Source organism: Streptomyces sp. NPDC001816, assembly GCF_042892235.1.
GTDB lineage: Bacteria > Actinomycetota > Actinomycetes > Streptomycetales > Streptomycetaceae > Streptomyces.
Genome location: NZ_JBIATY010000006.1, coordinates 455,993 through 475,940, shown reverse-complemented (window position 1 = coordinate 475,940; position 19,948 = coordinate 455,993). Strand labels below are relative to the sequence as shown.

Below are 19,948 nucleotides of genomic sequence, written 5' to 3'. Positions count from 1 at the left end.
GGAACTCTCTTCGTGGGCGGTGCAATGGCCCTGACCCTCGGCGCGCTCGCCTACCCGAGCATGCTCGGTGTGAGCACCGTCTCGAGCGCCCCGGACCGAGTCATCGCCAACACCCAGTGGGGTCCGCTCACCGAGGCCGACCGGGACTTCGTGGTGAAGGTGCGGGCGGCCGGCCTGTGGGAGTACCCGGTGGGGCAGATCGGGCTGCAGAAGGGCACCAGCAAGGGGGTCATCGAGGCCAGCAAGCACCTGGTCGACGGGCATTCCGCGCTGGACACCACGTGCCGCAAGATCGCGCCGATGCTGAACATCACGCTGCCCAACGTGGCGAGCCCCCAGCAGGTGGGCTTCGTCAACACGCTGAAGTCCGAGAGCGGCAAGAAGTTCGACACCGACTTCGCCAATATCCTGCGGATGACGCACGGCTCGATCTTCAACACGGTGGCGAAGATCCGGTCCACGACCAAGAACTCGCTGGTGCGGGCCCTGGCCGACCAGGCCAACGACACCGTGCTGGACCACATCACGGTGATGGAGAAGACCGGTCTGGTCGACTTCGACCAGACCCTCTTCCAGCAGACCACCCCGCCGAAGCTGCCCGACTCCGACCTGACCCCGCCGCCCCCGCCGGCGGGCCAGCCGCAGGTGGTACTCACGCCGCCGCCGAACGCCACGTCCACACCGGTGGACATCAACGGCCTCACCGGCGGCGGCGCCGGCGGCGCCTCGCCCGCCGCCGCCAGCCCGAGCCCGACCGTGGGCTAGCCCAGCCAGACCGTGGTGTCCGGCGGGAGGACGTCCGGCTCCGGGAGCGGGGTGCTGGCGAGCAGCACCTCGCCCGGGGGCAGTCGTACCGGCTCCGCGGTGAGGTTGGTGACGCAGCGCCAGGTCTCGGTGCGGGCGAAGTCCAGCACCCCGGCCGGGGCGCCGGGCGTCCAGGTCAGCCTCTCGCCCTCCAGCAGCTTGCGGCGCAGCCTGAGCGCGGTGCGGTACAGCTCCAGGGTGGAGCCCTCGGCACCCGCCTGGGCCTCGACGGCGTACGACGCGAAGGACGCCGGCTGCGGCAGCCAGGCGGCCCCGGGCCCGAAGCCGTACGACGGTCCGGTGGTCGTCCACGGCAGCGGCACCCGGCAGCCGTCGCGGCCCTTGCGGGCATGGCCCGTCTGCTCCCAGATCGGATCCCGCAGCACCTCGGCGGGCAGGTCGGCGACCTCGGGCAGGCCGAGTTCCTCGCCCTGGTAGACGTACGACGATCCGGGCAGCGCCAGCATCAGCAGGGTCGCGGCCCGGGCCCGGCGCAGGCCCGCCTTCCGGTCGGTCGGCGGGGCCGTGCCGCCTGACAGCAGCCAGGCGTTCTCGTCGGTGCCGCGCGGGAGCACGAGGCGCGAGGCGTGGCGGACGACGTCGTGGTTGGAGAGCACCCAGGTGGCGGAGGCTCCGGCGGCACGGGCCGCGCCGAGCGAGCCGGCGATGACCTGGCGGAGTTCCTCCGCGTCCCACCCTGCCTGCAGATACTCGAAGTTGAAGGCCTGGCCGAGTTCGTCCGGGCGGGCGTACAGCGCGCGGCGGGCGTCCGGGACCCAGGCCTCGGCGACCGCGGTGCGGGGCGGGCTGTAGGCGTCGAGGATCTTGCGCCAGTCGCGGTAGATCTCATGGACCTCGTCACGGTCCCAGTAGGGGTGGGTGCCGGGCTCCACCCGCTGCAGGGCCTCCTCGCCCGTGGCGCCCAGGCCGCCCACGTCCCGCAGCGGGTCGGCCAGGTCCTTGGCCAGGCCGTGGGCGACGTCGATGCGGAAGCCGTCGACGCCCCGGTCGGACCAGAAGCGCAGGGTGGTGCGGAAGTCGGCGCGGACCTCCTCGTTCTCCCAGTTCAGGTCGGGCTGTTCGGGCGCGAACAGGTGCAGGTACCAGTCGCCGTCGGCCACACGCCGCCAGGCGCTGCCGCCGAACACCGACTGCCAGTCGGTGGGCGGGAGTTCGCCGTCGGCACCGCGGCCGGGGCGGAAGACGTAGCGTTCCCGGGCCGCGGATCCGGGTCCGGCCCGCAGGGCCTCCTGGAACCAGGGGTGCAGGTGCGAGGTGTGGTTCGGGACGATGTCCACGACGACCTTCAGACCGAGCCGGTGGGCCTCGGCGGCCAGCGCGTCGAAGTCGTCCAGGGTGCCGAGGCGCGGGTCGACGTCCCGGTGGTCGGCGACGTCGTAGCCGCCGTCGGCGAGTTCGGAGGGGTAGAAGGGGCTGAGCCACAGGGCGTCCACGCCGAGCGTGGCGAGGTGGTTCAGGCGCTCGGTGACGCCCCTGAGATCGCCGAGGCCGTCACCGTCGGCGTCGGCGAAACTGCGCGGATAGACCTGGTAGATGACGGCCTGGCGCCACCAGTCGGGATTCCTGGAGGAGAGGTCTGGCATACCCGGACTCTGTCCACCTTGCCAGGGAACGGAACCCCCGGTGGGCGCCGCCGCCGGACGTCCCGTCGGCCGGTCCGACGTCCGCCCCGCCGGACCTGCACCAGGACCTGCCCTAGCGGCGTTCCACCGTCTCCAGGTACAGCTTCACGTAGCGCTCCACGTCCACCGCCAACGCCACGTCCACCAGGGCCTGTTCGCGGGTGCCGCCGTGGATCTCGGACTCGCCGGGGCGAGGGCGGCGGTCGACGATCGTCTGGCCGCGGGTCGGGCCGGGGGCCAGGGCGACCTCGACGGGCAGCGGGCGGGTGGTGATGCCGGCCGGGTCCGCGACCGCGCACACCGCGCCCGCGTCACCGAGGCCGCCGGCCGGGTCGTCGCCGTCGGGTTCGGGTGCGGACGGGCGGTGGGCCAGCAGCTCGCCGGCCAGCCGGGCGCCCGGTTCCCTGCTCTCCCGCAGCCGCCGTACGTCCAAGCCCGGTACGACGACCTGGGTGAACACGTCGAGCCCGTACATGGTGATCGGCACCCCGGCGGTGAGCAGGATCGCCGCCGCCTCCGGGTCGTGCCAGACGTTGAACTCGGCGACCGGCGTGGCGTTCCCGGTGGCGACGGCGCCGCCCATGAACACGATCCGCTCGATGTTCCGGGTCACCTCCGGGTGGGTGCGCAGCAGGAGCGCGATGTTGGTGAGCGGTGCGGTCGGGATCAGGGTGACCGGGGTCGGGGAGCCCAGGATCTCGCGGTACAGGAGGGTCACGGCGTCCACGGCGGCGCGGCCGCGTCTGGGCGCGGGCAGGCCGAGGTCGCCCATGCCGTCCGCGCCGTGCACGTGCCGGGCCGAGCGGGCCGGCTCGATCAGCGGGCGCTCGGCGCCGCGCGCCACCGGGACGTCGGGGGCGCCCGCCTCCTCCAGCACGGTCAGGGTGTTGCGGACCACCCCGTCGACATCGGTGTTCCCGGCCACACAGGTCACCGCCCGGAGGTCCAGGCCCGGGTGGCGTACGGCGAACAGCAGGGCCAGGGCGTCGTCGACGCCGGTGTCGCAGTCGATGATCACGGGGATGGGCTGACCGGTCACGTCGGACTCCTTCCGTCGTACCGACACTAGATCAGTGCCCTCAGGACCACAGTGCGGTGCCCTTCGCCGCCACGCGGTCGGCGACGCGTCGCAGCAGCTCGGGCACGGGGAGCGCGCCGGGGCGGCGGCCGTCCCGCAGGCGCAGGGCCGCGAGGCCCGCGCCGGCCTCCCGGTCGCCGATCACCGCCTGGTACGGGACCAGGCGGGCCGCGCGGATGCGGGCGCCGAGGGTGCCCTGCTCCGGGGCGGCGAGTTCGGCGCGCAGGCCCAGCGCGGACGCTTCCCGGACCACGGCGGCCGCCCGCTCCACCTGCTCGTCCGCGACCGGCAGCACGGCCAGCTGTACGGGAGCGAGCCAGGCCGGGAATGCTCCGCCGTGCGCCTCGATGAGGTGGGCGACGGCCCGCTCCACGCTGCCGATGATGCTGCGGTGCACCATCACCGGGCGGTGCTTGGCGCCGTCGGCGCCGATGTAGTGCAGGTCGAAGCGGGCCGGCTGGTGGAAGTCGATCTGCACGGTGGACAGGGTGGACTCGCGGCCGGCCGGGTCCGCGATCTGTACGTCGATCTTGGGGCCGTAGAAGGCGGCCTCGCCCTCCGCCTCCTCGTACGCCACGCCGGACTCGGCCAGCACCTCCTTCAGCAGCGCGGTGGCCCGCTGCCACAGCTCCGGGTCGGCGACGTACTTGCCGCCCTCGCCGGGCAGTGAGAGACGGTGGCGTACGGCCTCGATGCCGAGGTCGGCGTAGGCGCGGGCGATCAGCTCCAGCGCGGCGCGGGCCTCGTCGACGGCCTGCTCCAGGGTGCAGAAGATGTGGGCGTCGTTGAGCTGGATGGCGCGCACCCGGGTCAGGCCGCCGAGGACGCCGGAGCGTTCGGCGCGGTACATGGTGCCCAGCTCGGCGATACGCAACGGCAGTTCGCGGTAGCTGTGGGAGCGGGAGCGGTAGATCAGGGCGTGGTGGGGGCACAGGCTCGGGCGCAGGACGACCTCCTCCGCGCCCAGGTTCATCGGCGGGTACATGTCCTCGCTGTAGTGGTCCCAGTGTCCGGAGGTCTCGTACAGCTCGCGCTTGCCGAGCGCGGGCGAGTACACGTGCCGGTAGCCGGCGGCGCGTTCCGCCTCCCGGATGTACTCCTCCAGGGTGTGCCGTACGACGGCCCCGTCCGGGAGCCAGTAGGGCAGGCCCGCGCCCATCAGCGGGTCGGTGTCGAACAGGCCGAGTTCACGGCCGAGGCGGCGGTGGTCGGGGACGCGGTCGCTGATGGCGCTGACGTCACTGATGGCGCTGACGTCGCTGATCGGGTCGGTCATCGGGGTCTCCTCGGTGCGGGAGGCGAACACCCCGGTGCATGACGAAACCCCGGGGCGTGCGCCCCGGGGCTTCGGACTGGGTCAGGAGTCAGCGCGCCGGGACGGTCTCCGGCGTCGTCGTGCTCTGCGGACACGGCTGGGCGCGCTTCATGAGGCGACCGTAACGGCGGCCCCTGTCGTAGCGCCATCGGTTTTCCCCGGGCCTTCCCCGCCGCTCACCCGGACGCCTCCCCCACCGCTCACCCGGACGGGTTTTCCCGCCCTCACCCGGACGGCCCGGAGCGCTGGTGGGCGGGTCGCGGCGGTGGTGCCGTGAGAGGAGGCACCTCCACCCCCACCTGCCCCGCCAGGGAGGCACCCCAGATGACCGCCGCCATACGCCCCCGCGCCCTCCCTCTCGCCGCCCTCGCCACCGGCCTCCTCACCCTCACCGGCTGCGCGGCCCTCGGCCTGGAACGCCCGCCGTCCGCGCAGCAGCCCCTGCCCACCGTCGACAAGCCCTCCCCCTCGGCGAAGCCCTCGGCCCGGGCCGACGGATCCACGCTCACCGACGACCAGGCCCGGGCCGCGCTCATCACGGAGACCGACCTCGGCGCCCCCTGGACCGCGACGCGCGGGGCGGCCACCTGGCGGGACGCCCTGCTGAAGGCGACCACCACGGCCGGGGAGTGCCAGCGCCTGCTCGACGCGCTCTACTCCGACGAACTCCTCGGCGCCCCCGCCCGGGTCGCCGTGGGCCTCGACGACGACGACACCGAAGCCCAGATCCGCTACCAGATCGCCGCCCGCCGCCCGTCGGACGTCGACGCCGCGCTGGAGTGGCTGCAGACCATGCCGGTCCAGTGCGCCCGCTTCACGGCCACCTCGGAGAACGGCCTGGTCGAGGACGTCCAGGTCCAGGACGCCCCGCTGCCGGAGGTCGGGGACGTGCGCCAGGGTCTGCACGTCACCGTCGCCACCACGACCTCCGACGACCAGGATGTCTTCCTGACGATGGACCTGGCCGCCGTCCGCGTCGGCGAGGACGCCTTCGCCCTCACCAACGCCGGCCTGGGCGACGTACCGAACGACGCGACACAGCTGGCCGTCCAGCTCGGCGCACTCCGCCTGGCGGACGTACGCAAGCAGGGCCGGGCCCAGGTCTGACCTGCGCCTTTCCGCTAGGACGGCGTCGCGGAGGGCCGCAGCGACGGCGTTCTCCCCGTCACCAGCACCACCGCGCCCTTGTCCAGCCGCGTGTACACCCACTTCGCGTCGGCCTCGGGCAGGCCGATCCAGCCGCCGGTGGACGCGTAGTTGCCAGGGGCCTTCAGGTTGTAGGTGAGGGCGACGACGGCGGTGCTCCTCTTCCGGTCCGCGGAGCGCAGTTCGATCACCCACGGAACGCTCGGCATGGACGCGCCGCTGCCACTGCCACCGCCGCTCCCGAACTCCATCTCCGCCTTCGGGGACTTGGCGACGACGGTGAACCGGCCGGTGGGCGTGGGCAGTTCGGCAACGCCGGAGGAGATGGGCATCATCCGCCCGTCGACGGTCATCGTCATCTTGGTGAGGTCGACGACGGCGTCGGCGGCGGCCGGAGTCGGGGTGGGCGCCGGGCTGGTCCGCAGCCGGGGACTGGCGGCCGGAGTGGTGCGGCGGCCGGAGTCGGAGTCGTGGCCGTGGGTGAGGCCGACGGTCATCGTGACGGCGAGGGCCGCGGCGGCGGCCACCCCGCCGACCACGACGGTCGTACGACGGCGACGGCCACGCCGTACGGCCAGACGGCGGACCTCGGCACCGGCGACAGGCGGCGGGGACTGGTGACCCTCGGCCAACGTCCGCAGCGCGCCGGAGAGTTCAGGGTGGAGTTCGGGGTGAAGGTCGCGGTGAAGGTCGGGGTGGAGGTCGGCGTCGTAGTCGCGGTCATCGGACACGGTCGCCCTCCCTCTCCCCCTCGCCCGGGGCCAGCACCCGGGCCAGTGCCGCGCGGCCACGGGACAGACGGGCCTTGACCGTCCCCACCGGGGCACCGGTTTCCGAGGCTACTTGCTCCACGCTCAGGTCGCACAGATGGTGCAGGACGACGGCCATCCGCTGGGCCTCGGGCAGGGTGCGCAGCGCGGAGACGAGCGCGGCGTGCTCGGGGTCGGGCCCGGGTACGGACTCCGGCGGCGGGGTGCGCCGCACCAGTTCCAGCCAGCGCCGGGCGCGCCGCCACCGGCTGACGGCGAGCCGCATCGCGACGGTCCTGACCCATGCCTCGGGCGCCCCGTCCGCGAGGAAGTCGCGCCGTCGGTCCCAGGCCCGTACGAACGCCTCCTGCACGACGTCCTGCGCCTCGCCGTGATCCCCGGTGAAGGCGTAGAGCTGGCCGGTCAGCCGGGGGAACGCGGCGGCGTAGAACGCGTCGAACTCGTCCTCGGTCATGCCTCCCCTGCCACTCGTGCCCCAACTTCCCCGTACCGCCGTGCAACCCGGACCGCGTCGCGGTGCGTACAGGTCCCGTACGCCGCACATCGAAACACATCGCAGGGGGAACCCGATGACGACCAGAGCCGACCGCCGAACCCGTCATCGCGCCGGTCGCTCCGGCCGCCGGACCGAGTTCGGCGGCTACGCCGCCGTGGCCTGGCCGCGTCTGCTGCACACGGCCCATCTGCTGACCGGCGACCCGGCCGAGGCCGACGCCCTGACGCGCACCGCCCTGTCCGACGCGTACGCCCACTGGCGGCGCATCCCGGGCGACGACACCGACTTCTACGTACGACGGCTGCTGGTGCGCCACCACCTCGGCAGCCACCTCGGCAGCCACCTCGGCCGTCTTCTCGGCCGCCGCCTCAGCCGTCATCTCGGCCGCCACATCGGCCCTCACCACGGCCGCCGGCCGCGCCGCACGGGACCCGCGCCGCAGGCCCCGCAGGCCCCGCAGGCCCCGCAAGCCCCGCTCGCCCGTGCCCTCGCCGCCCTGCCCGCGCGTCAGCGGGTGGTGCTGGTCCTGCGGCTGGGCGAGGACCTGGGGCGGCTGGAGGTCGCCGAGATGCTCGGCTGGTCGGTGGGCGCGGTGAAGTCGTACGAACGACGGGGGCTGAAGGCCCTGGGGGCGACATGAGGCACAAGCAACTGAATTCCCTGAGCGGCGAGTTGGGCGAGGTCTTCGCCGCCGCCCGCGACGAGGCGCCCCGCACGCCCGTCCCGCTCGCCGCCATCGAGCGGGAGGGCCGGGCGCGGCGCCGGCGGCGTCGGATCACCGTGCTGCTGACCTGCTGCCTGCTGGTGCTGGGCCCGCTCGGCTACGCGGTCTGGCGGCTGGCGGGCGTGTCCGGGGGCGGGCCCGTGACGCCCGGACGGTCGGTGGCCGCCGGGACCGTGCGCGTGGTGGCGGCCGGTGAGCACGTACGGCCGCTGTCCGGCGAGGAGTTGTGGCTGACGAAGGACGGCGCGCACTGGTCGTCGCCCCAGGGCGGGGGCGAGTCCCTGCCGGTCTCGGGGCTCTCCGCGGAGCCCCCGACCGTCACGCTCCGACTGGAGGTGACCGGCCGGGGCGGGCTGCTGCTGTCCGGCGTCCACCGCGGCGGCGGACCGGCCGCCCGCGTCGAGGTGCAGCTGCCCTCGGGCAGGACCACCGGAACCGTGCTCACCCTCGCAGGGAACCCGGGCTGGGACGTCTGGTACGCAACCCTCCGACTCCCGGCGGACAAGCAGGAGTTGATGCACACCCGGGTCACGGTCTACGACGCCGGCGGCAAGGTCCTGGCGCGGGGCGGGGTGGGCCGGTGAAGCGTCTCCTCAAGCATCTGCGCCGCCGCCGGGCCCGCTGGGTCCGGCGCATCCTCGGGACGCTGCTCGCGCTGTGCCTCGCGCTGGTCGGGACGGTGTGGGTGGCGTACCTGCTCACAGCCGTCCCGGACCCGCATCCGGAGACGGTCAGCCAGAGCACGGTCTTCCTGGACGCAGAGGGGGAGTACCTGGGCCGGCGCGGTCCTGTGGACCGGCAGGACGTGTCCCTGGCGCAGGTGCCGCGGCACGTCCAGGACGCGGTGATCGCCGCCGAGAACCGTTCCTTCCGCACGGACTCGGGCGTCTCGCCCAGCGCGATCGTGCGCGCGGCCGTGGCCACGCTGTCCGGCGGGGAGCGCCAGGGCGGTTCGACGATCACCCAGCAGTATGTGAAGAACGCCCTGCTGAGCCCCGAGCAGTCCCTGACCCGCAAGGCCCGTGAGGCGCTGATCGCCGTCAAGCTGGACCGCACCCGCTCCAAGGACTCGATCCTGGAGGGCTACCTCAACACCGTGTACTTCGGCCGGGGCGCGGCGGGCATCGAGTCGGCGGCGCGGAACTACTTCGGCGTGGACGCGAAGGACCTCACGGTGTCGCAGGGGGCGGCGCTCGCGGCCATCATCAACCGGCCGACGTTCTACGAGCGGGCGGGCTCGGACGCGAAGGTCACCGCGACGCTGCAGAAGCGCTGGCGCTGGGTGCTGGACGCGATGCGCTCCTCGGGCAGCATCACGGCCGGGCAGCGCTCCTCGGCCGCCTTCCCGGCCTTCCGGTTCTATCCGCCCGGCGACACGGACGGCCAGCGCCAGTACCTGATCGACGCGGCCGCTGCCGAGGCCGCCCGCCGTCTCGGCATCACACAGGACCAGCTGGCGCGCGGCGGCTACACGGTCCGTACGACCTTCGACCTGAGCACGCAGTACGCGGTGTCGGAGCGCGTGCGGCAGCAGTCCGCGGGCCTGCCCAAGGGCACGAAGCTGCACGCGGCGGTGATCGCCATGGTCCCCGGCAACGGCGCGGTCCGTGTCCTGTACGGCGGTACGGACTACGCCCACCAGCCCTTCAACGACGCCCTGTCGGGCGCGGTGGAGGCCGGTACGGCACTGCGCCCCTTCAGTGGCCTGCCGCTCGGCGCGCCGCTGTCCAAGCTGGCGAGCACCTCGGCACCGACCCCGCTGACGGTGGCCTCGGCGTACGCGACCGCGGCGGCGGACGGCACCTACGCGACGCCGTACATGGTGGAGCGGATCACCCGGGGCGGCGACACCGTGTACAAGGCCCACCCGGACCGGCACCGGGTCATGGGCTCCGTCATGGCCGCGGCGGCGGCGAAGTACGCGGACACGGGCGAGCTGCCGACGTACAGCGGCGGCGCGGGCACGGGCCCCGGCACCCGGACGCTGTGGCAGTCGGCGTACACCCCCCGGCTCGCCCTCACGACCGCCCTGTTCGCCGAGCATCCGGCCACGAAGGGGCACCCGGCGCGACCGGCCCACCTCCCGTCCTCGGCCGGGGAGCTGGCCACCGGGGTCCAGTCGGACGTGTTCACGTCCAAGGCGGTGACGCCCGCGGGGGCAGGGTCGGTCAGCGGTCGAGGTCGATCGTGAAGCGCCTCGTGCCCGTACCGATCGTGTCGGCGTGGACCGAGCCACGAGCCCGGTCGAACGCCCCGGTGCCGCCGGTGACCGCGTTGTCGAACGAAGGGGGAGGGCCCGGGTTGAGATTGCCGAAGACCATCCCCTGCACGGTGAGTTGACCGCCCGGGAGGTTGTAGTTCACGACGCACTCCTCCGCTCCGCCGTTGTCGACCCGGGTGGTGGTGCAGGTGCCGCCGGTGTCGCCGACCTCGTTGCCGTACAGGTCGAACAGGACCGAGCGGAAGACCGTCCGATCGCCCTGGGCGGCGGGGCTGCCGCCGGGGTTGACGGGGAAGCGCGTCTGCTGCGCGAGATGGCCGATGAGTGTGATGACTCGGTCTGTGCCCTTGGCGTCGGCGAACTCGTCGTCCGTCGCGGCGGCCGCGACAGGGGCGCAGGCGAGAAGGGTGACCAGCGCAGTGGCCGTGCCGAGACAGGCTGCCCTGATGGGGCGCATCGTGTGGCTCCTGAGGTCGATGTTCATGGATGGTCAGGTGCCGCATTCATAACCTCGGCCCTGCCGCCGCCCGGAACGTCCCGGCGCGACCCACCGTCAGATCCGACCAGTCGGACCAACCCGGGACGAGAGACGGCCCGGCCTGCCGCGCACTACGAAGATCGCGATCTACAGCGGCGGCTGCGCCGGCGCCGGCCCCAGGGTCGTGGTGCCCGGCGCCGTGCGGTGGCCGAGGCCCGTGCGGTAGGCGTCCAGGGCCGCCTCGACGCGGCCGGTACGGCGCAGCAGGTCGCCGAGGAGGCGGCACAGGTCGGCCAGGTCGCCGGCCGCGCCGGCCCGTTCCAGGAGGCTGAGGGCGCGGACGTAGTGCTCCTCGGCGGCCTCGGTGTCGCGGGAGTCCTCGGCGATGATGCCGAGGAGGCGGTGCGCGGCGGCGGCGTGCACGGCGCCGCGTTCGGAGGAGAGGTCGCCGAGGACGCCGTTGAGGAGTTCGGCGGCCTCGGCCGACTTGCCGCGCCGGTGCAGGACGTCGGCGAGTTCCACGGCAGCCTGGCTGCGGTAGAGGGCGGCCCGGGTCTGGGCGAGCATGGTGAGGGCCTGGCGCAGCTCGGCCTCGGCCCGGTCCAGGTCGCCGTTCTGGGCGCAGACGTAGCCGCGCATCCAGTGGCAGTTGGCGAGTTCGGTGCGCAGCTGGAGCTGGCGGTACAGCTCGGCCGCCTTGGCGAGGGAGGCGTCGGCCTCGGCGACCCGGCCCTCGGCGAGCAGGGTGCGGGCGACCGAGCGGTGCATACGGGCGATGAGTGCCGGGTCGGCGGCCTGCGGGGCCAGGGCCAGGGCGAACTCGGCGGCCTTGGCGGCGCGGGCGTGGGCGCCCATGTCCATGTAGGGGCCGATGGCGCTGGCGTAGAGGAGCAGCAGGGCGTCGGGGTCGTGCAGGCCGCCCCGGTTGAGTTCGTCGAGGGTGGATTCCAGGAGGTAGACGGCGTAGCGGAGTTCGCCGGCGAGGTAGTGGGCGATCGCGCGGCCGCGGACGGCCGGGACGCGGCTGGGGAGGGTCTCCTGCGCGAGGCGGTGCTCGGCCCGCTCGAAGTGGTCGCGGGCCCGGGACAGTTCGCCCGTCTCCAGGGCGCATTCGCCCAGCCCCAGGAGCGCGGTGGCCTGCTCGGCGACCAGGCCGTGCGTGTCCGCCTCGGCGAGCAGCGCGGTGTACTGGCCGGCCGCCTCCTCCGCCTTGCCGTCGGCGAGGGTGCGCTGGGCCTCGGTGAGCCGCAGCCGGAGGGCGGTGGCGAGGTGGGCGGGCCGGCCGACGGCCAGCTCCTCGAAGGCGACGCCGAGGCGGTCCGCGATGTGCCTGAGCGCCTCGTCGGAGGCGCGGACCCGGCCCGCCTCCAGGGTGGAGATGTAGGCGGGGGTGTACGCCGGTTCCGCCAACTGGCGTTGGGTCAGGCCCTGTTCGGTGCGCAGTTGCTGCACGCGCCGGCCGACGACCTCAGGATCGTCCCGCTCCCGCATTTCCTGCTCCCCCAACTCTCCTGGCACCTCTTGCCGTTCGGGTTCCGCGCCCCTAGGTTAAACGGCGAATTAAGCATGTTTAACAGGCCGCTGTTGTTGCGAGGTCGCCGTGCACGGACGTACATCCGCACCCTACGGACTCCCCACCACACTGCCCATCTCCCGGCTCCGCCCGAGCAGGCGCACCCCGGCCGCCCGGGGCGTGGCAGCGGCCGCACTAGCGATCGCGGCACTGATCACGGCGGCGAACGCGGTCCCGGCCCGAGCGGCCGAGGAGAGACCGGCGTCCCACGCGACCCATCACGCGCATCGGGGTTAGGGCATCACAGACCGCCCGGGGGGCGGACGCTCAGAACTCGGACGTGTCCAGGTCGAAACCGAGGGGAGCGGGGAGAGGGACGGTCTGGCCGAGCTTGTACTTGGGGGCCTTGGCGTAGTCGGGCACGCCGCTGTCCCGCTAGAGGGCGTGGACGAAGGCAGCCCACGTGTGGGGGGCTACAGCGAGGTGCGCCGCTTCGGGGTTCTTGGAGTCACGGACGGCGATGAGGGCGGGGAGGTCGGCGACCTCGACGCAATCACCTCCGGTGTTGCCGCTGTACGAGGACTTACGCCACTCGGTAGCGCCGAGCGGGGCGCACTCGACGCAGTCGCCGCCGCTGCTGCTGCTGTAGCTGGACTTACGCCACGTCGCGCTTTTCAGCTGTCGGCTGGTCTCCATAGCGCTCCTCCATCACGTGGGCGATCAGCTCTGCCGAATCTCGCACCGAGAGTGCGGCAGCCTGTAGCTGATCGTAATAGAGCCAGCCGTTGCTGACCCCGTCCGGATTGGCCGTCATATGGCCCTGGATGAAGTCCTCCGTGTAGACGATGTCCGGATGGTCGTTGAAGCGCAGGAGATTGAAGGCGCCCGGCAGCCCCGGGTGTTCACCCGCCGAGTACGGCAAGACTTGGATCTTGACCAGGCGTTGATCACGGAAGCTCAACAGGTGCGCGAGTTGTTCCCGCATCACCTCCCGACTCCCCATCGGCCGGTACAGCACCGCCTCGTCCAGGACCACCCACACCAACGGCGGTTGCTCCTTCCGAAGGAGACGCTGCCGCTCCAGCCGAGCCGCGACCAGCTCGTCGAGGTTCCTGGGCTCCGGCGCGCCGAGAACCGCGCGCGCGTACTTCTCCGTCTGCAGCAGCCCGTACACGACCTGCGCCTGATACGTCGAGATGTACGCCGCCTTCGCCTCCATCTCCGCATACGGCTGAAACCAACTCGGCAACTGGCTCCGCAACACCAGCCCCAACAGCCGCGAGAAGAACCCGTCCGTCATCAGCGCCGCATCCACCCGCTCGGCAAACTCCCGCGTCGGCACCTTCAGCGTGGTCTCGACCTGGCCGATCAGTGAGCCCGTGCAGAAGACGATCGCGCCCAGTTCCTTCTGGGTCAGCCCCGCCGCTTCCCGCTTTCTCCGCAGTTCGGAGCCGAAGTAGTCCAATGGGGAAGCGGCGGGGTCGAGTTCGCGAATGTTCGCCATGCGCTGAGCGTAATCAACCGACTCCGCTCAGGTGGGGCGAATCGAGGATTGCGAGTCGGCATCACGGCAGTTCGTCAACCCCGGAGAAGGTTGTACACGAGTGGCATATCTCACCACGCGCCCCCGCATAGCTGACTCGCCGTTAGTGTGTGCGATCCGGTGCAGCCGCGACGAGGTCGACGTGCGCTTCGTCAGGGCGGGAAGGGCAGGGGAATGACGCTGGAAGCGCAGGCGCGGCCGAAGGACCGGGGGCGGCACGGCGGTGGCGGAGGCCGCGGAGGCGGCGGCACCGAACCCGACGCCCCGCGCCCCAAGCGCCGGATACTGCGCTGGTCGGCGGCCACCCTGGCCGTCCTCATACTCGGCACCGCGGGCGCGGGTTACCTCTACTACGAGCACCTCAACGCCAACATCAAGAAGGCCGAGCGGAACCTGGGCGACTCCGACGTACCGGAGGCCACCCCGAACGCCGCCGGCCAGACGCCGCTGAACATCCTGATGATCGGCTCGGACAGCCGGAACACCGCGAAGGACCTGAAGCTCGGTGGGTCCAAGGCCGACGTGGGGCGCCCGCCGCTCGCCGACGTGCAGATGCTGCTGCACGTCTCGGCCGACCGCAGCAACATGTCCGTGGTGAGCCTCCCGCGCGACACGATGATCCCGATCCCCAGGTGCACCACCGCCGACAAGAAGTACGAGGCTCTCTCGCTGGCCATGGCGAACGAGTCGCTGGGCCGCGGCGGCCCGGGCTGCACGGTCGCCACCTGGCAGAAGCTCACCCGCATCCACATCGACCACTTCATGATGGTCGACTTCTCCGGCGTGGTGGACATGGCGGACGCCATCGGCGGCGTCCCGGTGTGCGTCAAGCAGAACGTCTACTCGCACACCTCCGACGGCCATGGCTCGGGGCTGAAACTGGAGGCGGGCACCCACCCGGTCAAGGGCGAACAGGCCCTGCAGTGGCTGCGTACCCGCTACGGCTTCGAGGACGGCACCGACATCGGCCGCACCCACGCCCAGCACATGTACATGAACTCGATGGTCCGTCAGTTGCGCGCGAACGCGACGCTGGGCAACCCCACCGAGATGCGCAGGCTCGCGGAGGCCGCGACGAAGGCGCTCACGGTCGACGAGGGCCTCGGCACGGTCAAGAAGCTGTACGACCTGGCCGGGGAACTGCAGAAGGTCCCCACCAAGCGGATCACGATGACGACGCTGCCGACCGTGCAGTGGTCGCAGAACCACAACCGTCTGGTGCCGGACCCCGAGGACGCCGACCAGCTCCTCTCCATGGTCCGCGACGACCGCCCGCTGGACGGCCGCGGCGCCAAGCACAAGGCGGAGCAGAAGGTGAAGGCTCCCTCGACCCCTGTCGGCACCCTCGCGGTCCAGGTCCGCAACGGCACCGGGACGACCACCGAGGCCCCGACGCTCCAGCGGGCGAGCGCGGTCACCCAGGTCCTGCGGGGCAAGGGGTTCACCCGGGCCGAGGCGGACGTCACCGCGGCCGCCGAGGCCAAGACCGTTCTCCTGTACCCCAGTGCCGACCTGGAGGGCGACGCCCAGGCCGTGGCCAAGGCGCTCGGCGTCCCGCTGGGCCAGGTGCACCGGTCGACCGACGTCTCGGGCGTCACCCTGGTCGTGGGCGCGGACTGGCGCACCGGCGACGCCTACCCGAAGAGCAAGAGCGCGGACAAGGCGCCCTCGACGGCGGCCGTGCTGCCCGGCGACAAGGAGGACGCGTGCATGGAGGTGCAGAAGGGCTTCACCTGGTGAGCAGGGCTCTCCCCGCGTGTCCCGCCGGGGGCCTACCCTTCTCCCCGTGACCTCTCCCGCGGCGCGCACCGCTCTGGATCTCACCGCCGGACTCCCGGTCCCGGACCTGGAGGACTTCTACCGCGACCTGCACCGTCACCCCGAGCTGTCGCTGAGCGAGCACCGCACCGCCGGGAAGCTCGCCGGGCGGCTCAAGGAGGCCGGGTTCGAGACGGCGGAGGGGATCGGCGGCACCGGGGTCGCGGGGGTGCTGCGCAGCGGCGACGGGCCGACGGTGCTGCTGCGCGCCGACCTGGACGCGCTGCCGGTGCAGGAGGAGACCGGGCTGCCGTACGCCTCACGGACGGACGGGGTGATGCACGCCTGCGGGCATGACCTGCACGTCACCTGGCTGGCGGGCGCGGCCGAGGCGCTGGCGGCCGGGCGGGAGACCTGGAACGGCACCCTGCTGGTCGTGGGCCAGCCCGCCGAGGAGACCGGGCAGGGCGCGGCCCGGATGGTCGCGGACGGGCTGTACGAGCGCTTCGGGCGCCCGGACGTGCTGCTCGGGCAGCACGCGGTCCCGGGCCCGACGGGCCTGTACCCGCACGCGCCGGGCCTGATCATGTCGGCGTCGACGGACGTGGACATCGTGGTGCACGGCCGGGGCGGCCACGGTTCGCGGCCCGAGTCGACCGTGGACCCGGTGGTGACCGCCGCCTACCTGGTCACCCGGCTGCAGACGGTCGTCTCCCGGGAACTGGCCGCGCGCGAGGCCGCGGTGCTGACCGTGGGCCGGATCGAGGCGGGCACCCGGCACAACATCATCCCGTCCGAGGCGCGCATCGAGCTGAACCTGCGCACCCAGTCGGAGGAGGTGCGGGAGCGGATGCTGGCCGCGATCCGCCGGATCGCGCAGGGCGAGTGCCTGGCCGCCGGCTGCCCGCGCGAGCCCGAGATCACCTTCGGCAACAGCTTCCCGGAGACGGTCAACGACGTCGGCACCGACACCGCGGTGGCCGCCGTGCACCGCGAGGTCTTCGGCGAGGGCACGGTGTTCGACCCGGGCCCGGCGATGGGCAGCGAGGACTTCCCGGAGCTGGCGCAGGGCTCGATCCCGTACTCGTACTGGTTCGTGACGACCACTCCGGCCGAGGTGTGGGAGAAGGCCCCGGGCGCGACGTTCCCGGAGAAGTTCTCGGCGGTGCCGAGCAACCACAGCCCCCGCTTCGCGCCCGATCTGTCCACGATCGTCCCGGGTGTGCGGACCCTGGTCTCGGGGGCGCTCGCATTTTTGTCAGTGGCATGACTTAGTCTTCGCGACCTAGCCTTCACTCATCCGCCACGCACGGCACACAGGGGGCTTACACATCAGCCGTGCCGCGTGGCGCTCACCTCACTCATTCGTTCCGGGGGGTTCGAATCAGCGTGCGTATGCGCACCCTCACGACTGCCACCACCCTGGCCGTCCTCTTCAGCTCGGCGGCCCTGGCCGCCACTCCGGCAGCCGCCGACTCCGCCAAGATCCTGCCGGTCAAGTCGGCGGGTGACATCGTGGTGGACGGCGTCCACCAGCGGGTCTTCGTCAGTGACCCGTACCAGGGCAAGGTCGTCGCCACGGACTACAGCGGCTCCGTCGTCGGCTCGGTGACCTCCCTGCCGGGCGTCACCGGCCTGCAGCTGTCCGCCGACTCGGGCACGGTGTACGCGGCCTCGCCGGGCGCGGACGCGATCGTGGCCATCGACACGACGACGGTGACGGAGTCCACCCGGTACGCGACCGGCGACGGCACGGACCCGGCCCACCTCGCCCTGGCCGGCGGCAAGCTGTGGTTCGGCTACGGCACCGCCGAGCACGGCCACATCGGTTCGCTGGACCTGTCGGGCACCGACCCGGTGGTGACCCTGGACCAGGACCCCGACACCGACTACCCCGGCGCCCCGCTGCTCGCCGCCACGCCCGGTGCCCCGAACACCCTGGCCGCCGCGGCTCCGGAGTACTACAACTCCTGGCTCGGCGTGTACGACGTCGCCACGGGTACCGCCACCCGCACCGCCCGCTACGGCGGCTCCACCGGCGGCCTCGGCTCCACGTCCGACCTCGCCCTCACGCCCGACGGAAGCCGTCTGATCACGGCCAACCCCGGCAACCAGCACCACGTGTGGAAGACCTCGGACCTCACTCCACTGAGCGGCTACACCACCGAGTACCACCCGAGCTCCGTCGCGATCGCCGACGACGGCACGGTCGCCGCGGGCACCGACGCCCCGTACGACCCGTCGCTGTACATGTTCAACCCGGGCACCACGACCCCGGTCCGCGAGTACACCTGGCCCGACACCGACAACATCAGCGGATACGACGAGCTGGGGAACGCCAACCTGGCCTGGGAGCCCGGCACGGGCGCGGGCCGGCTTTTCGCGCTGACCCACAACTACAACAGCGTGTACACGCTCCGCGTCCTGACGGACTCCACCAAGTCCAAGCCCGTCCTGACGGTCGACGCCCCCGCCACCGCAACCCGCGCCAAGTCGCTCACCGTCAAGGGCACGCTCACCGCGACGCTGCCGCTGCCTGCCGGCACCCCCCTGCAGGTCACCCGCACCGATCTGGAGTCGCCGAACGGCAAGTCGCTCGGCACCAAGTCCCTCGGCACCGGCGGCAAGTTCTCCTTCACCGACACCCCGCCGGCCGGTGGCAAGGTCACGTACACGGTGACGTACGCGGGCGACGCCCAGCACACCTCCGCGAAGGCCTCCGACACCGTGGGCGTCTCCCGCGCCAAGCCCACGCTGACGATCAACAACAACGGCAAGGTGTACTCCTACGGCAAGGACGTGAAGTTCACGGCCCACCTGGGGACCACCTACAAGAACCGCACGGTGGAGATCTGGGCCGACCCGTTCGGCTCCGACAAGCCGAAGAAGCTGGTGAAGTCCGGCAGGGTCAACTCGGACGGCAACCTGTCGGTCTGGCTGGACCTGAAGCGGGACACCAAGGTCACCGCGAAGTTCTCGGGCGACGCCCGCTACCAGCCCCGGTCGGCCTCCAGCACCGTCGGTGCCCGGGTGAGCGTGTCGACGTCGCTCAGCAACAACTACAAGTCGGTGTACACGTGGGGTCACACGTACGCCTTCTTCCACAAGTCCAAGGACCCGCTGACCACGACGAAGATGACGTACTACCCGGGCCGCCAGCAGCGCCTGGAGTTCCAGGTGTACTACCAGGGCAGGTGGTACGACGGCGACCCGATGTACTTCCCGCTGGGCTCCGACGGCGTGTCCAAGGTGCGGATGACCGGTGACCACAGCCAGGACGTCGGCTGGCGCTTCCGGCTGCGCTCCTCGTACTACAACGTCACCTCCGGTGACAACGTGAACTCCACGACGCACGGCGCCTGGAAGTACCTCACCTTCACCAACTGAGGCCGCTACCCGGCTGACTGGAGCTGCCGCAGGTGCCGCTGGACGTTCTCCAGCGCGCCCTGCCGGCGGCCTGGCACCCGGAGCCTCAACTCCGCGAGCGCGGGTCCGAGTTCACGGGCCCGCGCCGCGTCCTTGATGCTCCCCCACTGATGGTGGGCCCGGTCCGCGGCCGCCTCCACGGCGGGCGCGTCCACCGCCTGCCCGGCGGCGAGCCGCACCCCGGCCACCCGCAGCCAGGCCCGGCAACTGCGCACCGAGTCGCCCGCGAACATCGCCAGATCGGCCCGGACTTCGGCCCAGTGCAGCGCCTCGTCGGAGGCGAGCCCACAGGCGCGCACGGCGCCCTGCTCGTGCTGAGCGGCGAGCGCGTCGGCGTCGGCGTGCCGCCCGGCCTGGACGGCGGCGCTGATGGCGGCGTGGGGATCACCGGCCGGCCGGGGCCGAGCGGTGAGCAGGATGTTCGTCGGTGCCTCGTCGGCGATCCGCGCCAGGGCCTGTTGGTGCAACTGGTCCAACGGCGGGCGGTGTCCACTGCGCAACAGCGTCGCCACCGCTTTCATGTACGACGGCTCGGCCATGCCCCGCCGCCCGGAGGGGGGTGCGATGCGGCCGTACACCGCGCTGGTGCGGCCCGAGTCGAGCGGCCGCCGGCCGAGGTGCTGCCAGGTCTCGGTGTCGGCGTGCAGGTCGACGAAGAGCGCCGTGGACCCCGCGGAGCGCAGCCGCAGTTCCTCCCTGATCCAGTGCCACGGCAGTGCCGTGTAGCGGACGGTGGCCGGGGTGGTGCGGGCCAGCGCCAGGTGGGGCTGGTGCTGGCGGCGGTCCAGGTGGAGTTGTCCGGCGATGTACACGGTGAGCGGTCCGGGCGCGGCCGCGGCGGCGCGCAGCCGGGTGAGGACGGCCTGCGGCTCCAGCGGGTCGGCGAGTTCGACCACGTTGGCGGTGTCGGTGCCGGACAGCACGGCAGGGGCGACCGCGGCCAGCACGGGCAGCACTCCGGCCGCGTCCACCAGGCGCCCCCGGCCCAGCGGCGAGGCCGCGAGCAGCAGCACGGTTCCGGGCATCGTCCCTC

At 72.5% G+C, this 19,948-nt stretch carries 18 protein-coding genes; 8 read left to right on the top strand and 10 right to left on the bottom strand.

Translation table 11 applies throughout. From position 1 onward, the window contains the following. The first annotated feature begins 12 nt into the window (after positions 1–12). Entirely contained in the window at positions 13–765 is a 753-nt protein-coding gene (locus ACFYZZ_RS24030; RefSeq protein WP_389179792.1) for a DUF4142 domain-containing protein, read from the top strand. On the opposite strand, the gene ACFYZZ_RS24025 is transcribed toward ACFYZZ_RS24030, so the two are convergent. The 3 genes from ACFYZZ_RS24025 to thrS all read right to left on the bottom strand — a co-directional run bounded on the left by ACFYZZ_RS24025 (position 762) and on the right by thrS (position 4,801). Further along, complete coding sequence (locus tag ACFYZZ_RS24025; RefSeq protein ID WP_389179389.1) at positions 762–2,408, bottom strand: glycoside hydrolase family 13 protein; 1,647 nt, start codon at positions 2,406–2,408, stop codon at positions 762–764. The genes ACFYZZ_RS24030 and ACFYZZ_RS24025 overlap by 4 nt on opposite strands. A 112-nt stretch (positions 2,409–2,520) precedes the next feature. Next, positions 2,521–3,486: a nucleoside hydrolase gene (locus tag ACFYZZ_RS24020; RefSeq protein ID WP_389179386.1), complete on the bottom strand. Its 966-nt coding sequence runs from the start codon at positions 3,484–3,486 to the stop codon at positions 2,521–2,523. A gap of 40 nt (positions 3,487–3,526) precedes the next feature. Continuing rightward, a complete protein-coding gene (thrS, locus tag ACFYZZ_RS24015) occupies positions 3,527–4,801 on the bottom strand; it encodes a threonine--tRNA ligase (protein WP_389179383.1) in 1,275 nt (424 codons plus the stop codon). Positions 4,802–5,164: 363 nt separating this feature from the next. Here thrS and ACFYZZ_RS24010 point away from each other — a divergent pair, with 363 nt between their 5' ends. Beyond that, complete coding sequence (locus ACFYZZ_RS24010) at positions 5,165–5,947, top strand: hypothetical protein (protein WP_389179380.1); 783 nt, start codon at positions 5,165–5,167, stop codon at positions 5,945–5,947. A gap of 14 nt (positions 5,948–5,961) precedes the next feature. Here ACFYZZ_RS24010 and ACFYZZ_RS24005 read toward each other — a convergent pair whose 3' ends face one another. Next, positions 5,962–6,717 carry a L,D-transpeptidase gene (locus ACFYZZ_RS24005; RefSeq protein WP_389179378.1) on the bottom strand — a complete coding sequence of 252 codons (756 nt, stop codon included), beginning with the start codon at positions 6,715–6,717 and terminating at the stop codon, positions 5,962–5,964. Further along, a complete protein-coding gene (locus ACFYZZ_RS24000) occupies positions 6,707–7,210 on the bottom strand; it encodes a SigE family RNA polymerase sigma factor (RefSeq protein WP_386572827.1) in 504 nt (167 codons plus the stop codon). The genes ACFYZZ_RS24005 and ACFYZZ_RS24000 overlap by 11 nt, the downstream gene beginning before the upstream one ends. Positions 7,211–7,325: 115 nt before the next feature. Here ACFYZZ_RS24000 and ACFYZZ_RS23995 point away from each other — a divergent pair, with 115 nt between their 5' ends. Genes ACFYZZ_RS23995 through ACFYZZ_RS23985 form a run of 3 tightly spaced genes read left to right on the top strand, consistent with a single transcriptional unit; the run spans position 7,326 to position 10,167 of the window. Further along, positions 7,326–7,892: a sigma factor-like helix-turn-helix DNA-binding protein gene (locus tag ACFYZZ_RS23995; protein ID WP_389179375.1), complete on the top strand. Its 567-nt coding sequence runs from the start codon at positions 7,326–7,328 to the stop codon at positions 7,890–7,892. Then, the gene (locus tag ACFYZZ_RS23990) at positions 7,889–8,560 is read left to right on the top strand and encodes a hypothetical protein (RefSeq protein ID WP_389179371.1); all 672 of its coding nucleotides are present in this window, start codon (positions 7,889–7,891) and stop codon (positions 8,558–8,560) included. Before ACFYZZ_RS23995 ends, ACFYZZ_RS23990 begins: the two co-directional genes overlap by 4 nt. Continuing rightward, positions 8,557–10,167: a transglycosylase domain-containing protein gene (locus ACFYZZ_RS23985; RefSeq protein WP_389179368.1), complete on the top strand. Its 1,611-nt coding sequence runs from the start codon at positions 8,557–8,559 to the stop codon at positions 10,165–10,167. Before ACFYZZ_RS23990 ends, ACFYZZ_RS23985 begins: the two co-directional genes overlap by 4 nt. Here the strand turns inward: ACFYZZ_RS23985 and ACFYZZ_RS23980 are convergent. From ACFYZZ_RS23980 to ACFYZZ_RS23965, 4 genes are all read right to left on the bottom strand, one after another. Continuing rightward, a complete protein-coding gene (locus ACFYZZ_RS23980) occupies positions 10,145–10,654 on the bottom strand; it encodes a hypothetical protein (protein WP_389179365.1) in 510 nt (169 codons plus the stop codon). The two genes, ACFYZZ_RS23985 and ACFYZZ_RS23980, sit on opposite strands and share 23 nt — an antisense overlap. Positions 10,655–10,822: 168 nt before the next feature. Then, positions 10,823–12,166 (bottom strand): tetratricopeptide repeat protein, encoded by a 1,344-nt coding sequence (locus ACFYZZ_RS23975; protein ID WP_389179790.1) that lies wholly within the window; start codon positions 12,164–12,166, stop codon positions 10,823–10,825. A 457-nt stretch (positions 12,167–12,623) separates the two neighbouring features. After that, positions 12,624–12,884: a DUF397 domain-containing protein gene (locus ACFYZZ_RS23970; protein WP_389179362.1), complete on the bottom strand. Its 261-nt coding sequence runs from the start codon at positions 12,882–12,884 to the stop codon at positions 12,624–12,626. Then, a complete protein-coding gene (locus ACFYZZ_RS23965; RefSeq protein ID WP_389179359.1) occupies positions 12,844–13,692 on the bottom strand; it encodes a Scr1 family TA system antitoxin-like transcriptional regulator in 849 nt (282 codons plus the stop codon). The genes ACFYZZ_RS23970 and ACFYZZ_RS23965 overlap by 41 nt, the downstream gene beginning before the upstream one ends. A 213-nt stretch (positions 13,693–13,905) precedes the next feature. On the opposite strand from ACFYZZ_RS23965, the gene ACFYZZ_RS23960 reads away from it, so the two are divergent. From ACFYZZ_RS23960 to ACFYZZ_RS23950, 3 genes are all read left to right on the top strand, one after another. Then, positions 13,906–15,471, top strand: coding sequence for an LCP family protein (locus tag ACFYZZ_RS23960; RefSeq protein WP_389179356.1), 1,566 nt, complete (start codon positions 13,906–13,908; stop codon positions 15,469–15,471). A gap of 46 nt (positions 15,472–15,517) precedes the next feature. Further along, positions 15,518–16,759 (top strand): amidohydrolase, encoded by a 1,242-nt coding sequence (locus ACFYZZ_RS23955; RefSeq protein ID WP_389179353.1) that lies wholly within the window; start codon positions 15,518–15,520, stop codon positions 16,757–16,759. Positions 16,760–16,878: 119 nt separating this feature from the next. Next, complete coding sequence (locus tag ACFYZZ_RS23950; RefSeq protein WP_389179350.1) at positions 16,879–18,876, top strand: Ig-like domain repeat protein; 1,998 nt, start codon at positions 16,879–16,881, stop codon at positions 18,874–18,876. Positions 18,877–18,881: 5 nt separating this feature from the next. On the opposite strand, the gene ACFYZZ_RS23945 is transcribed toward ACFYZZ_RS23950, so the two are convergent. Beyond that, the gene (locus tag ACFYZZ_RS23945) at positions 18,882–19,940 is read right to left on the bottom strand and encodes a hypothetical protein (protein WP_389179347.1); all 1,059 of its coding nucleotides are present in this window, start codon (positions 19,938–19,940) and stop codon (positions 18,882–18,884) included. Between the last annotated feature and the right edge of the window lie 8 nt (positions 19,941–19,948).

Coding starts and splice junctions, on each gene's coding strand:
- ACFYZZ_RS24025 (WP_389179389.1), bottom strand. CDS start 2,408: ATGCCAGACCTCTCCTCCAGGAATCCCGACTGGTGGCGCCAGGCCGTC.
- thrS (WP_389179383.1), bottom strand. CDS start 4,801: ATGACCGACCCGATCAGCGACGTCAGCGCCATCAGTGACGTCAGCGCC.
- ACFYZZ_RS24010 (WP_389179380.1), top strand. CDS start 5,165: ATGACCGCCGCCATACGCCCCCGCGCCCTCCCTCTCGCCGCCCTCGCC.
- ACFYZZ_RS24000 (WP_386572827.1), bottom strand. CDS start 7,210: ATGACCGAGGACGAGTTCGACGCGTTCTACGCCGCCGCGTTCCCCCGG.
- ACFYZZ_RS23995 (WP_389179375.1), top strand. CDS start 7,326: ATGACGACCAGAGCCGACCGCCGAACCCGTCATCGCGCCGGTCGCTCC.
- ACFYZZ_RS23990 (WP_389179371.1), top strand. CDS start 7,889: ATGAGGCACAAGCAACTGAATTCCCTGAGCGGCGAGTTGGGCGAGGTC.
- ACFYZZ_RS23980 (WP_389179365.1), bottom strand. CDS start 10,654: ATGCGCCCCATCAGGGCAGCCTGTCTCGGCACGGCCACTGCGCTGGTC.
- ACFYZZ_RS23975 (WP_389179790.1), bottom strand. CDS start 12,166: ATGCGGGAGCGGGACGATCCTGAGGTCGTCGGCCGGCGCGTGCAGCAA.
- ACFYZZ_RS23970 (WP_389179362.1), bottom strand. CDS start 12,884: ATGGAGACCAGCCGACAGCTGAAAAGCGCGACGTGGCGTAAGTCCAGC.
- ACFYZZ_RS23965 (WP_389179359.1), bottom strand. CDS start 13,692: ATGGCGAACATTCGCGAACTCGACCCCGCCGCTTCCCCATTGGACTAC.
- ACFYZZ_RS23960 (WP_389179356.1), top strand. CDS start 13,906: ATGACGCTGGAAGCGCAGGCGCGGCCGAAGGACCGGGGGCGGCACGGC.
- ACFYZZ_RS23945 (WP_389179347.1), bottom strand. CDS start 19,940: ATGCCCGGAACCGTGCTGCTGCTCGCGGCCTCGCCGCTGGGCCGGGGG.